Source organism: Pseudomonas sp. WPR_5_2, assembly GCF_003634475.1.
In the GTDB taxonomy this organism is placed as follows: Bacteria; Pseudomonadota; Gammaproteobacteria; order Pseudomonadales; family Pseudomonadaceae; genus Aquipseudomonas; species Aquipseudomonas izuensis.
In genome coordinates this window covers 95,855-108,900 of sequence record NZ_RBLA01000005.1, presented here as the reverse complement: position 1 = coordinate 108,900, position 13,046 = coordinate 95,855, and the positions used below count along the sequence as shown (strand labels likewise).

The 13,046-nt window shown below is 60.4% G+C and carries 10 protein-coding genes; 2 read left to right on the top strand and 8 right to left on the bottom strand.

Annotation, left to right across the window (positions count from 1 at the left end; all coding sequences use genetic code 11):
- Window positions 1-161 precede the first annotated feature (161 nt).
- From BJ917_RS18855 to BJ917_RS18840, 4 genes are all read right to left on the bottom strand, one after another.
- Window positions 162-1,136, bottom strand: a complete 975-nt coding sequence (locus BJ917_RS18855; RefSeq protein ID WP_121104067.1) for a FecR domain-containing protein — start codon at window positions 1,134-1,136, stop codon at window positions 162-164.
- Window positions 1,133-1,651, bottom strand: coding sequence for an RNA polymerase sigma factor (locus BJ917_RS18850; protein WP_121104066.1), 519 nt, complete (start codon window positions 1,649-1,651; stop codon window positions 1,133-1,135). The genes BJ917_RS18855 and BJ917_RS18850 overlap by 4 nt, the downstream gene beginning before the upstream one ends.
- 219 nt (window positions 1,652-1,870) lie before the next feature.
- A complete protein-coding gene (locus BJ917_RS18845; RefSeq protein ID WP_096514602.1) occupies window positions 1,871-2,578 on the bottom strand; it encodes a PolC-type DNA polymerase III in 708 nt (235 codons plus the stop codon).
- Between the two features lie 10 nt (window positions 2,579-2,588).
- The gene (locus tag BJ917_RS18840; protein ID WP_305955488.1) at window positions 2,589-4,523 is read right to left on the bottom strand and encodes a putative nucleotidyltransferase substrate binding domain-containing protein; all 1,935 of its coding nucleotides are present in this window, start codon (window positions 4,521-4,523) and stop codon (window positions 2,589-2,591) included.
- Between the two features lie 260 nt (window positions 4,524-4,783).
- On the opposite strand from BJ917_RS18840, the gene BJ917_RS18835 reads away from it, so the two are divergent.
- Complete coding sequence (locus BJ917_RS18835; RefSeq protein WP_096514606.1) at window positions 4,784-5,230, top strand: response regulator; 447 nt, start codon at window positions 4,784-4,786, stop codon at window positions 5,228-5,230.
- 174 nt (window positions 5,231-5,404) lie between these two features.
- On the opposite strand, the gene BJ917_RS18830 is transcribed toward BJ917_RS18835, so the two are convergent.
- On the bottom strand, window positions 5,405-7,582 hold the full coding sequence (locus BJ917_RS18830) for a malate synthase G (RefSeq protein ID WP_096514607.1): 2,178 nt from the start codon (window positions 7,580-7,582) through the stop codon (window positions 5,405-5,407).
- Window positions 7,583-8,103: 521 nt separating this feature from the next.
- On the opposite strand from BJ917_RS18830, the gene BJ917_RS18825 reads away from it, so the two are divergent.
- The gene (locus tag BJ917_RS18825; protein ID WP_096514609.1) at window positions 8,104-8,622 is read left to right on the top strand and encodes a glycine cleavage system protein R; all 519 of its coding nucleotides are present in this window, start codon (window positions 8,104-8,106) and stop codon (window positions 8,620-8,622) included.
- Window positions 8,623-8,838: 216 nt separating this feature from the next.
- Here BJ917_RS18825 and rarD read toward each other — a convergent pair whose 3' ends face one another.
- From rarD to BJ917_RS18810, 3 genes are all read right to left on the bottom strand, one after another.
- Window positions 8,839-9,726, bottom strand: a complete 888-nt coding sequence (gene rarD / locus BJ917_RS18820; protein ID WP_096514611.1) for an EamA family transporter RarD — start codon at window positions 9,724-9,726, stop codon at window positions 8,839-8,841.
- A gap of 206 nt (window positions 9,727-9,932) precedes the next feature.
- The gene (locus BJ917_RS18815) at window positions 9,933-10,907 is read right to left on the bottom strand and encodes a serine/threonine protein kinase (protein WP_121104064.1); all 975 of its coding nucleotides are present in this window, start codon (window positions 10,905-10,907) and stop codon (window positions 9,933-9,935) included.
- Between the two features lie 177 nt (window positions 10,908-11,084).
- Window positions 11,085-12,986 (bottom strand): PhoX family phosphatase, encoded by a 1,902-nt coding sequence (locus BJ917_RS18810; protein ID WP_096514615.1) that lies wholly within the window; start codon window positions 12,984-12,986, stop codon window positions 11,085-11,087.
- Window positions 12,987-13,046: the final 60 nt, after the last annotated feature.

Here is a 13,046-nt window from a genome sequence, read left to right as displayed (position 1 = left end):
TGAAAATAATTTCGATTCAGTATTTTTAATAAGGCTGATGGCCCCATCGCGGGCAAGCCTTGCTCCCACAGATTTTGTATTGACCAGTCATTGTGTGCACGACCCAACATCCTGTGGGAGCAAGGCTTGCCCGCGATGGCGTCAGTCCAGACACCATCAAATCAAGGCTTGACCTCGGTCTTCGCCGCCACTGTCACCCACCACGGCGTGTGCTGTTCGATCTGCACCGGCAGGGTCGGCAGCAGGGCATTGAGGGCCAGGTTGGTGTCTTTGAGCGGGAAGCTGCCGGTGATCCGCAGGTCGGCCACTTCCGGTGCAACACCCAGGTGCCCACGGCGATAGCGACCGATTTCGCGGACCAGATCTTCCAGGCGCGCGTTGTCCACCACCAGCATGCCGCGGGTCCAGGCATCGGCGCCCTGGCTGAGCGCCACAATCGGCCCCAGGCCATCGTTGCCGATCAGCACTTGCTGGCCCTCGCGCAGGATCTGTTCGTCAGGGCTCGATTGCGGATGGGCGGCCACCGCCGACTGCAACACGCTCAGGCGCGTGCCTTGTTCTTCGCGCTTGACCAGGAACTGCGTACCCAATGCGCGCATGCTGCCTTCGCGGGTTTCGACGATAAACGGCCGGGCATCGCCATGACCGGTCTCGACGAGGATTTCCCCTTCCTGCAGGACGATCAGTCGCTGCTTCTCATCGAAACGCACGTCCACGGCACTGTGGGTGTTGAGGTTGATCAGCGTGCCGTCGGCCAGGCGAATGGCGCGTTGTTCGCCGGTGGCGGTGCGCTGGTCGGCCAGCCAATAGTCGACCGGCAGGTAACGCTCAGCGGCAAATAGCGCCAGGCCAATCACCGCGACGACACTGGCCAGGCCGCTGCCGAGCTTGCGCACCCGGCGGCGAATGCCTTCACGCGATTGCAGCAGGGCGGTGCGGGCCGGGCCGCTGGCGACACTGAAGCGCTGGTCGAGCATGCCCAACTGGCGCCAGGCCCGCGCGTGTTCTTCGTGGGCGGCGTGCCATCTGGTGAACTCTTCGCGCTCCACCGGGTTACCGGAGTCCAGGGACAATTGCCAGGCAATCGCCGCATCCAGTACTTGCGTTGACACCGGTTTGGAACTGATCGGGTTCATGTCGGCTCACCGTACAGCGCGATATAGCACTGACGGATGCCCTGGGCCAGGTACTGGCGCACGCGCGGCACCGATACGCCGAGGCGTTCGGCGATTTCTGCATGGCCGAGGCCATCGAGCCGGTTGTAGAGAAACGCCGCCCGGGCCTTGCTCGACAGTGTGCCGAGCAGGCGATCGATATTTTTCAGGTCGTCGAGGATCATTTGCTGCTCCTCCACCGACGGTTGCTCGGCTTCGGGAATCAGCATCAGTTCGGTGAGGTAAGCCTGTTCCAGCGCGGCGCGACGGAAATAGTCAAACAGCAGGCCCTTGGCAATCGCCACCAGAAACGCCCGTGGTTCGCGCGGTTCCTTCAGTTCTTCACGGCCCAGCAAACGCACGAAAGTGTCCTGGCTCAGGTCTTCGGCCCGCTGCGGGCAGGCGACATTGCGACGAAGCCAGGCCAGTAGCCAACTGCGATGGTCGCGATACAACGCACCGACGAGCTCACTTTGAGGGCTTGGGATTGACGACACGCAGCATCACCGATTGGGAAATTTTAACTAACGAGAATTGTTCGCGATTGTGGCAGAGGCAGGGGAGGTAAAGCAATTGGCGCTGGTCGGGTGGTTTCGGGGGACTTCAGTTAGTCCGTGTCATCGTTCATCGCGGGCAAGCCTTGCTCCCACAAGGTTTGCGCGATTCCTGTGGGAGCAAGGCTTGCCCGCGATGAGGCCAGAACGGGCGCTGGAGATTCAGAAAGACGGCGATTGCTGCCGCCGCTTCCACTGATTCAACCGCTGCTGCAAATTCAACGGGCTATGCACCTGCTGCTGCCGCGCGCGGCTGAACAGGATCAGTGCCAGTTCGGCGGTGGCCAGGGCGTCGGCACTGGCGTTGTGGCGCTCGAAGACTTCCAGCTTGAACCAGTCAATCCACTCGTCCAGCCCCGCCTCGCGGATATTGGCCTGCGGGCACAGCAACGGTGCGATGTCCGCCACGTCCAGAAAGGCATGCTGCAACTTGTAGCCCAGATGGTCTTTCAGCGCGCGTCCGAGCATGTGCTGGTCGAACGGCGCATGAAAGGCCAGCAGCGGGCTGTCGCCGACGAACTCCATGAACTCGAGCAGTGCCTGCGCCGGATCACTGCCGGCGGCAATCGCGCTGGGCCCCAGGCCGTGAATCAGAACACTGGGGCCGAGTTTGAGTTCGGCACATTGCAGGGTGCGTTCGAACTGCTGACGGAAATCGATCGCACCATCCTCGATCACCACCGCGCCGATGGACAGCACCCGATCCTTGTGCAGGTTCAGCCCGGTGGTTTCCAGATCGAGTACGACCCAGCGTTGTTCACGCAGGCTGCATTCACTCAACGCGGTGGCCGCCGGCAAGCGTTGCAGACGTTCTTGCAGTTCAGCGGACAGACTCGGGGTGGCCGGGCGTAGCCATGAAAACAGGCTCATAGCGGGTAGCTCATAGTTGATACCGCAGGGCCAGGCTGCTTTGCAGGCGCTGTGCCTGGCGCAGGGACTCACGCAGGATTCGCCGGTCCAGATGATTGAGGCTGTCCGGATCGACCCGGTTGGAGTAGGGCAGGTTCTCTCGGGTCTGTAGCTGATGTTGCTGCATGCGGGTTTGCTGGATGAAGTGATACGCCTCTTCGTACGCCGCACCATCCAGCGGCTCGATGACCTCTTTATCCACCAGTTGGCGGAAACGCTCCAGGGTATTGTTGGCCACGATGCCATGGGCCAGGGCCAGCAAGCGGGCGCCATCGACAAAAGGTGTCAGGCCCTGAATCTTCAGGTCCAGGGTGGCTTTTTCGCCATTTTTGCGCGCTAGCACGAACTCGCGGAAGCGTCCTACCGGCGGGCGATTGCGCAACGCGTTCTCGGCCATCATGCGCTGGAACAGGCGATTGTCGCCCACCTGGCCGAGAATCCCGCGGCGCAACTGTTCGCAGCCCTGTTCGCTGCCCCAGACCACGCGCAAATCGAAATAGATACTCGATCCCAGCAGGTTTTCCGGCGTGGCCTCGCGAATGAACGCGGCAAAGCGCCGTGCCCATTCGACCCGGGACAGGCACAGCTCGGGGTTGCCGGCCATGATATTGCCCTTGCATAGCGTGAAACCGCACAGAGCCAGGCTGTGGTTGATCTGGTGGGCGATGGGCAGCAGTTTGCCGCGAATCTCGGCTGCGTGGGCCGCGTCCCGGGCCTCGAACAGAATGCCGTTGTCCTGATCGGTGTGCAGCGTCTGTTCACGGCGACCTTCGCTGCCGAAACACAGCCAACTGAACGGCACGCCGGGGTCGCCTTTCTCGGCCAGGGTCAGTTCGATCACCCGGCACACGGTGTGGTCGTTGAGCAGGGTGATGATATGAGTAATCTGAGTTGAAGACGCACCGTGGGCCAGCATGCGCTCCACCAGTTGGCCGATCTCGCCACGCAGCGCCACCAGGTTTTCCACGCGCTGGGCGCTGCGGATGGTGCGGGCCAAATGCACCAGATCGACCCGTTGCAGGGAAAACAGATCCCGCTCGGACACCACACCGCACAGGCGCTGATCCTTGACCAGGCAGACGTGGGCGATGTGTCGCTCGGTCATGGCGATCGCAGCATCGAAAGCGCTGTGGTCCGGGCTCAGGTAAAACGGCGCCTGGGTCATGTGCCGCTCGATGGCTTCATTGAAATCACCAGTGCCGTTGGCCACCACCTGGCGCAAATCGCGCAGGGTAAAAATCCCCAGCGGCGCTTTATGTTCATCGACCACCACAATGCTGCCGACCTGCTGCTCATGCATCAGGGTCACGGCCTCGCGCAGTGGCGTGGCCGGGTTGCACGTCACCGGATGGCGCATGGCCAATTCACCCAGGCGAGTATTGAGCGAGTACTGGGTGCCGAGGGTCTCCACCGCTTTTTGCTGGACCTGCTGGTTGACCTGATCCAGCAGGCTGCTCACGCCGCGTAGGGCAAAATCACGAAAGGTGTGGGAAATGGCGAATAACTTGATGAACGCCAGCTTATTCAGTTGTAGGCAAAAGGTGTCTTCAGCAGCCAGGTGTTCGGTGCGAGTCGCACGCTCGCCCAGCAGCGCGGCGAGAGGGAAGCATTCGCCGGTGGTGATTTCGAACGTGGTTTCGGTGCCACCCTTGGCCGAATGCGGACGCTCGCCCACCACCCGACCCTGCTTGACGATGTAAAAGTGCTCAACCGGACCATCGGCGGGCTTGATGATGCTCTCGCCGGGGGCATAAAAACGCAGCTGGCATTGCTCGACCAGGTACGCCAGGTGAGCGTGTTCCATCTGGTTGAAGGGCGGGAAGCGCTGAAGGAATTGCAAAGTGCCCTGGATGTTCTGCAACACCGCGGTTTTCCCTGCCTGTGTGAAGGCGTCCGCTTTACTCATAACCATTACCGCAGTCTTTTTTGGAGTTGTTGTTGTCGGATGACTCACCCATGGTCGACCCCTGCGGTCAGGGTGCCCATTGGACGTAAGTCTAGGTAGGCAATCAGTGTGATGGAATGTCGGAAAAACCCTACGCAATTGAGAGAAAAATCGCTCTATCCTGCTATTGGAAAAGTATCCGACGAAGTGCACATTGAAGCTCTGCTTAGCGATGTCTCACCACTGTGCTAGGGAATTGAACTGAACATGTAGAGAGCGCCATGTCCGACCACGATATTTTGAGTGACGCCGAGCGCGAGGCGCTCAGTGCCGTCATGCTGGAACCCGACCTGCCGCCGCAACGGGTGCTGATCGTTGACGACGACAAGGACGCCCGAGAGTTGCTGTCAGAAATTCTGGCGCTGGATGGTATTCATTGCATGACGGCGGCCAGCGGTGAAACCGCACTCAAGATGCTGGAAGAAAGACCCTCGATCGGCCTGGTGATTACCGATCTGCGCATGGGGCATGTCGATGGCCTGGATCTGATTCGTCAGGTGCGCGAATCGGTGCGGGCGGCGATGCCGTTCATCATCGTTTCCGGCGACGCCGACGTAAAAGACGCCATTGCCGCGATGCATTTGAGTGTGGTCGATTTCCTGCTCAAGCCTATCGATAGCGGCAAATTGCTGGGGTTGGTCAAGCATGAGCTTGGCATGGATCCTTAAGGGCGTTGACCTGTAGGAGCCGGCTTGCTGGCGATAGCGGTGTATCAGGCGTCATCAGTGTTGATTGATGCGCCGCCTTCGCCAGCAAGCCGGCTCCTACAGGTCGAGACACGCAAACAAAAAAAGCCCTGATCGAAAGATCAGGGCTTTTTCGTGTCCGACATCAGCGCTTACTTACAGGCCATTGGCAGCCTTGAACTCGCGACGACGACGGTGCAGAACCGGCTCGGTGTAGCCGTTCGGCTGTTTGGTGCCTTCGATCACCAGTTCGACCGCTGCCTGGAAGGCAATGTTGCTGTCGAAGTTCGGTGCCAGCGGGCGATAGAGCGGGTCGTTGGCATTCTGGCGGTCAACCACCGGGGCCATGCGCTTGAGGCTTTCCATCACCTGATCTTCGGTGACGATGCCATGACGCAGCCAGTTGGCGATGTGCTGGCTGGAAATACGCAGCGTGGCACGGTCTTCCATCAGGCCGACGTCGTTGATGTCCGGCACTTTCGAACAGCCGACGCCCTGGTCGATCCAGCGCACTACATAACCCAGGATGCCCTGGGCGTTGTTGTCCAGTTCGTTCTTGATCTGCTCGGCAGTCCACTGCGGGTTCACCGCCAACGGAATGGTCAGGATATCGTCCACCGACGCGTGGGCACGTTTGGCCAGTTCGGCCTGACGGGCGAACACGTCAACCTTGTGGTAGTGCAGCGCGTGCAGCGCCGCGGCGGTTGGCGAAGGGACCCAGGCAGTGTTGGCGCCGGCCATCGGGTGAGCGATTTTCTGTTCCAGCATCGCCGCCATCAGGTCAGGCATGGCCCACATGCCCTTGCCGATCTGCGCACGGCCTTGCAGGCCGGTGCTCAAACCGATATCGACGTTGGAGTTCTCGTAGGCGCCGATCCATTTTTCCGCCTTCATGTCCGCCTTGCGCACCATCGGGCCGGCTTCCATGGAGGTGTGGATTTCATCGCCCGTACGGTCGAGGAAACCGGTGTTGATGAACACTACACGCTCGCTCGCCGCCTTGATGCAGGCCTTGAGGTTGATCGTGGTGCGGCGTTCCTCGTCCATGATCCCGACTTTGAGGGTGTTGCGCGGCAGGCCCAGCACCTCTTCGATGCGCCCGAACAGTTCATTGGTGAACGCGGCTTCTTCAGGGCCGTGCATCTTCGGCTTCACGATGTAGATCGAGCCGGTGCGGGTGTTTTTGCGCGACGTGTTGCCATTGAGGTTGTGCAAGGCCGCCAGGCAAGTCACCAGACCGTCGAGAATGCCTTCCGGTACTTCGTTGCCGTCCTTGTCGAGGATCGCGTCGATGGTCATCAGGTGACCGACGTTGCGCACGAACAGCAACGAGCGGCCGTGCAGGCTCAATTCGCTGCCATCGATGGCGGTGTAGGTGCGGTCGGCGTTCATGGTGCGGGTGAAAGTCTTGCCGCCCTTGGCGACTTCTTCCGACAGGTCGCCCTTCATCAGGCCGAGCCAGTTGCGGTAAATCACCACTTTGTCATCGGCATCGACGGCGGCGACGGAGTCTTCGCAGTCCATGATGGTGGTCAGCGCGGCTTCCATCAGGATGTCTTTGACGCCGGCCGCGTCGGTCTGGCCGACCGGGGTGCTGGCATCGATCTGGATTTCGAAATGCAGGCCGTTGTTTTTCAGCAGGATCGCGGTCGGTGCCGCCACATCGCCCTGGTAGCCGATCAGTTGCGCATCGTTGCGCAGACCGGTGTTGCTGCCACCTTTGAGGGCGACCACCAGTTTGCCGCCGACGATGGAGTAGCGGGTGGAGTCGACGTGGGAGCCGGCTGCCAAAGGCGCCGCTTCGTCGAGGAAGGCACGGGCGAAGGCGATGACCTTGTCACCGCGAACCTTGTTGTAGCCTTTGCCTTTTTCCGCACCATCGGCTTCGCTGATGGCGTCGGTGCCGTACAGCGCGTCATACAGCGAACCCCAGCGGGCGTTCGAAGCATTGAGGGCGAAGCGGGCGTTCATCACCGGTACCACCAATTGTGGACCGGCCATGCGGGCGATTTCTTCATCGACGTTTTGCGTCGTCGCCTGGAAATCGGCCGCTTCTGGCAGCAGATATCCGATGTCTTGCAGGAAGGCTTTATAAGCCACGGCGTCGTGCGCCTGACCGGCGCGTTCCTGGTGCCAGGAATCGATACGAGCCTGGAAATCATCGCGTTTGGCGAGTAGGGCTTTGTTCTTCGGCGCCAGGTCATGAATGACCTTGTCGGCACCGGCCCAGAACTGATCGGCGGTGAGGCCGGTTCCGGGAATGGCTTCGTTGTTCACGAAGTCGAACAGGACTTTGGCGACCTGCAGGCCACCGACTTGAACGTGTTCAGTCATTGCTTGCCTCACTCTGCTCAGCTATTTCGCTTTTCAGCTCTTCAATTTAACAATGAAGCCTCTGGCATTTAAACCACAAACCCTGCGACCAGTGCATGCCATTTCTGACGGCTGGGTTGGGACCAATCAACGGCTTTGAGGCCTTGCTGACGGGGCTTTCAGGGATGCGACTGCGCCGGTGGCAGACATCGATCCAACGTTATGTAGTGCGCGCTGCGGCATACTACATGATGAATTGCGCTTGTGAAAATTAGACTATTAACGTCGTTCTGCGACCCCATGACGCATTGCGGTCACGACGGGGATCGGGATGTTCTCAAAAAAGTATGAGATTGTTCCAGCTAAATATAAGAAGTTGTACACGATTTGTTGTTCGCCCACGGATTGGCGGTGCCTTCATTCGCTGGCAAGCCAGCTCCTACAAGGCCTGCGCAATCCTTGTAGGAACTGATTCACCGCAGAAATTTCCCTTGCCTATACTTGGTTTTCCATAACAAAAGTCATGACCAGAGGGCTGCGCCATGGACCACCTCGTACTCACTGTTTTCGCTCCGGACAAGCCAGGGCAGGTCGAGCGCATTGCCCAATGCATTGCCGAACATGGCGGCAACTGGCTGGAAAGCCGCATGTCGCGCATGGCCGGGCAATTCGCCGGGATTCTTCGGGTGGGTGTACCGGCCGAAGCCTACGATGCGCTGGTCGACGCCTTGAAAGGGTTATCCAGCCAAGGCATTCGAGTGTTGATTGCCGAAAGCAGCATCGAGCAATCCTGCACCTGGAAACCGATTGCCATGGAGTTGGTGGGCAATGACCGGCCGGGGATCGTGCGCGATATCACCCGATTGCTGAGTGAACAGGGGGTCAATCTGGAGCGGTTGGTGACGGAAGTGCGGCCGGCGCCGATGAGCAGCGAGCCGCTGTTTCACGCCGAAGCGATTCTCGCAGTGCCATTGACGCTGTCACTGGAGGTGCTGCAATCACGCCTGGAAACCCTGGCCGACGACCTTATGGTGGAGTTGGTGCTGCGCAGCGAACCCTGATCGGGTTATCCAAGTTAAACGTGCACCTGCCTGTGGATAACCTGTAGAGACAGCCGGCCAGGCCACGTCAACCGTGGCTTGGCGAGTGCTGATCAAAAAAACGCCAACATTCAGTGACTTGCGCACAAACGCCGGGGATCACGCTGTGGATAACCTTGGGAAGGAACTCTGCAGGCCATGTCGGCTGTGGCCTGCAGAGTTTTGTGCGTTTTTTGATCAGCTGCGACGGCGCAGACTTATCCACGCATCGACGCTGTAAACCGCCAGACCGGCCCAGATAAAGATGAACGCCGTCAATGTGCTGGAAGACAAGTGCTCACCAAACAACAGGACGGCTTGCAGCAGTACTAGCGTCGGCGCCAGGTACTGGAGAAATCCCAACGTGGTGTAAGGCAAATGCCGCGCGGCGGCGTTGAAACTGACCAGCGGCACCAGTGTGACCGGCCCGGCAGCCACCAGCCACCAGGCTTCGGACGTGGTCCAGAACTCGGCCTGGGCACTGTGGGCAGTCGGATTGAGTAGCAACCAACCCAGGGCGATCGGCACCAGCATCCAGGTTTCCACCACCAGGCCCGGCAACGCCTTGACCGGTGCCTGCTTGCGAATGAGTCCGTAGAAGCCGAAGGTCAGCGCCAATACCAGCGACACCCACGGCAAACTGCCGACCTGCCACACCTGTTGCGCCACACCGATGGTCGCCAGGCCCACGGCAATCCATTGCATGCGCCGTAGCCGTTCGCCGAGGATCAGCATGCCCAGCAGCACGTTCACCAGCGGGTTGATGTAGTAGCCGAGACTGGCTTCGAGCATGCGCCCGTTATTCACCGACCACACATAAGTCAGCCAGTTGGCTGCGATCAGCGTGCCGCTCAAGGCCAGGATTGCCAACCGCCGCGGATTTTCCCGCAGCTCGCGCCACCAGCCAGGATGCTTCCAGACCATCAGCAACAAGGCACCGAACAGCGCCGACCACAGTACGCGATGGATGATGATCTCCACGGCGGGCACGCTGGCGATGGCTTTGAAATAGAGCGGGAAAAGTCCCCAGATGATGTAGGCGGTCAGGCCCAGAATGTACCCGCGACGCGGGTTGGCGGCTTGCATGCAGAATCCTTGCTTAGGCAGCTAACAAAGAAGGGATTGTAAGGAGATTTGTCTACGAATGTCCTGCCGTAATAGGTTGGCCAATTGTGAACACGGACAACCTGTGGGAGCGAGCCTGCTCGCGAAAGCGGTGTGTCAGCCGCAGATGTGCTGAATGTGCCGCCCCATTCGCGAGCAGGCTCGCTCCCACAGTGGTTTTGTGTGGGTTAGAAGAGTTTGAGGGGCTCTTCATTGAGCGCCGCCAACTGTTCACGCAACGCCAATACCTGATCGCCCCAATATCGTTCGGTGCCGAACCACGGAAAGCTGCGCGGGAACGCCGGGTCGTCCCAGCGGCGGGCGAGCCAGGCGCTGTAGTGCATCAGGCGCAGGGCGCGCAGCGGTTCGATCAACGCCAGTTCCCGTGGGTCGAAGTCGTGGAATTCGTTGTAGCCGTCCATCAGTTCCGACAACTGCCCCAGGCATTCCTGGCGGTCACCGGCCAGCATCATCCAGATGTCCTGCACCGCCGGGCCCATGCGACAGTCGTCGAGGTCGACGATGTGGAACATCTCGTCGCGGCACATCATGTTGCCGGGGTGACAATCGCCGTGCATGCGGATGTTCTGGTGCGGCGTTGCGTCGTAGACCTCTTGGACCCGCTTGAGCAGGTCGCGGGCCACGGACTCGTAGGCCGGCAGCAAACTGCGGGGGATGAAATTGCCTTCGAGCAGGGTCGTCAGCGAGTCATGGCCGAAGTTTTTTACCGCCAGGGCTTCGCGGTGCTCGAACGGTTTGGTTGCACCGACCGCATGCAGGCGACCGAGCAGTTGCCCCAGGCGATACAGCTGATCGAGGTTGCCAGGCTCCGGCGCGCGGCCGCCGCGGCGGGGGAACAGGGTGAAACGGAAGCCGTTGTGTTCGTGCAGGGTTTCACCGTTGTGGATCATCGGCGCAACCACCGGCACCTCGACTTCGGTGAGCTCGAAGGTGAACTGGTGTTCTTCCAGAATCGCTTCGTTGGTCCAGCGCTGCGGGCGGTAAAACTTGGCAATCAGCGGCTCGGAGTCTTCGATGCCGACTTGATAGACACGATTCTCGTAACTGTTGAGCGCCAGGACACGGGCATCGCTCAAGAAGCCGATGCTTTCGACGGCATCGAGCACGAGGTCTGGGGTGAGGGTTTCAAACGGGTGGGCCATGCTGACTCCTGCGCGCAGCAGGCTGCTGCGTCCGGCCAGGCATGGTAGCGCAGACGGGGCTGCTTTAGGGGGTTGAGAGGTGAGGTGTCTGCATTGGCGTCATCGTGAGCAAGCTTTACTCCCACAGGTCAAATACGCTTCCTTGTGGGAGCAATGCTTGCTCGCGATGGGGCCGGATCAGGCGCCGACGATCCCGCCATCTTCCCGGGTAATGACCATCACCGACGACCGTGGCTTGCCATTGGGCAAGTGCTCGGGGAAGGTCGAGCCACCGTTTTCGCCCGGATGCTGAATCCCGACAAACAAGGTCTTCTGATCTGGCGAGAAGCTGATGCCCGTCACTTCGCAGCCGATCGGCCCGACCATGAAGCGGCGAATTTCGCCGGTCATCGGGTCGGCGCAGAGCATTTGGTTGTTGCCCATACCGGCAAAGTCACCGGTATTGCTGACATCGCCGTCGGTGAGAATCCACAAGCGTCCGGCGTTGTCGAAGCCCAGGCCATCGGGGCTGTTGAACATGTTCTGCGGCGTGATGTTCGACGAACCGCCTTTCGGGGTGCCGGTATGCACTTGCGGGTTGCCGGCGACCACGAACAGATCCCAGGCAAAAGTGTTCGAGGCGTGATCGTCGCGGTCGGTGCGCCAGCGCAGGATTTGCCCGTAGACGTTTTTCTCCCGCGGATTCGGCCCGCCCACCGGTTGCCCGTCTTCGCCGCGTTTGGCGTTGTTGGTCAGCGTGCAGTAAACCTGGCCGTCCTTGGGGCTGACCACGATCCATTCCGGGCGGTCCATGCGCGTGGCCTTCACCACGCTGGCCGCCAGGCGCGCGTGAATCAGCACTTCAGCCTGGTCGGCGAAACCGCTGCTGGCATCGATGCCGTTTTTGCCGTGGGTCAGTTCGACCCATTCGCCCTGGCCTTTGGGGTGATCGGCGTTGCCGTCGCCGGCGTCGAAACGCGCCACATACAAGGTGCCGTGGTCCAGCAGGTCGCGATTGGCCTTGGGGTTCTTGTGGTTGATCTTGTCGCGGCTGACGAACTTGTAGATGAACTCGCCGCGCTCATCGTCGCCCATGTACACCACGGCATGACCGTCACCGGTTTCGGCCAGTGCGGCGTTTTCATGTTTGAAACGACCCAGCGCGGTGCGCTTGACCGGGGTGGATTGCGGATCGAAGGGGTCGATCTCCACGATCCAGCCGTGACGGTTGAGTTCGTTGGGATTCTTCGCCAGGTCGAAGCGCGCATCGTGTGGATGCCAGTTGATCTCTTTGCTGGCTGCCACCGCGCCATAGCGTTTCTGTGCGGCGTCGAACTTCTGCTCGGCATTGCTGCTGCCGAAGCAGTCGGTGAAGTTCTCTTCGCAGGTCAGATAGGTGCCCCACGGGGTCTTGCCATTGGCGCAATTCTGGAAGGTGCCCAGGACCGCCTTGCCGTGCGGATCGGCACTGGTTTTCAGTAGCTCGTGACCGGCGGCCGGACCGCTCAGGCTGATCGGCGAATTGCCGTGGATGCGCCGGTTGTAGCGCGAACCCTGGACGAATTGCCAATGACCGTTGTTGCGCTGCACTTCGATGACCGTCACGCCTTCGGCAGCCAGAGCCTTGCGCACCTCTTCGGCCGACTGCGGCATGCCGCCATGGGGGTAGAGGTAGCGGTAATTGGTGTACTCGTTGTTGATCGCCATCAGCGCCCGGTTGGGGTTGTCGGGAAAGGCGAACAGGCTCATGCCGTCGTTGTGGTCGCCGAACTGCACCTCTTGATGCTCGGCGCTGCCATTGCCGCTTGGGTCGAAGGCCGGGCCGTCTTTGTGCAGGGGCTGGCCCCAACTGATCAGCACCGAAGATCGGTAGCCAGGCGGCAGGCTGATGCTGTCGGCGGTGGCGGCGGGAATGCTGTCGAAACCCAGCAACTGGCTGGTGCCGGCGCTGACACTGGCGGCCAGCACGCTGCGGCTCAGCAGATTGCCACCCAGGAACATCGCGGCGCCGCACAGGGCGCCGGCGCTGATGAATCCACGGCGGCTGAGACCGACCATCTGTTCGAGGTCGGTGGGTTGGTTATCTTTCAATAGGCTCACATCAGGCTCCCTGCGGTTTTTGCAGTCACCTTAATGATGGGTGATGAAGGTTTTGTTGCA

Excerpts from the sequence above, each read along its gene's own strand:
- BJ917_RS18855 (WP_121104067.1), bottom strand. The coding sequence starts at position 1,136 with ATGAACCCGATCAGTTCCAAACCGGTGTCAACGCAAGTACTGGATGCG.
- BJ917_RS18845 (WP_096514602.1), bottom strand. The coding sequence starts at position 2,578 with ATGAGCCTGTTTTCATGGCTACGCCCGGCCACCCCGAGTCTGTCCGCT.
- BJ917_RS18840 (WP_305955488.1), bottom strand. The coding sequence starts at position 4,523 with ATGAGTAAAGCGGACGCCTTCACACAGGCAGGGAAAACCGCGGTGTTG.
- BJ917_RS18835 (WP_096514606.1), top strand. The coding sequence starts at position 4,784 with ATGTCCGACCACGATATTTTGAGTGACGCCGAGCGCGAGGCGCTCAGT.
- BJ917_RS18830 (WP_096514607.1), bottom strand. The coding sequence starts at position 7,582 with ATGACTGAACACGTTCAAGTCGGTGGCCTGCAGGTCGCCAAAGTCCTG.
- BJ917_RS18825 (WP_096514609.1), top strand. The coding sequence starts at position 8,104 with ATGGACCACCTCGTACTCACTGTTTTCGCTCCGGACAAGCCAGGGCAG.
- rarD (WP_096514611.1), bottom strand. The coding sequence starts at position 9,726 with ATGCAAGCCGCCAACCCGCGTCGCGGGTACATTCTGGGCCTGACCGCC.
- BJ917_RS18815 (WP_121104064.1), bottom strand. The coding sequence starts at position 10,907 with ATGGCCCACCCGTTTGAAACCCTCACCCCAGACCTCGTGCTCGATGCC.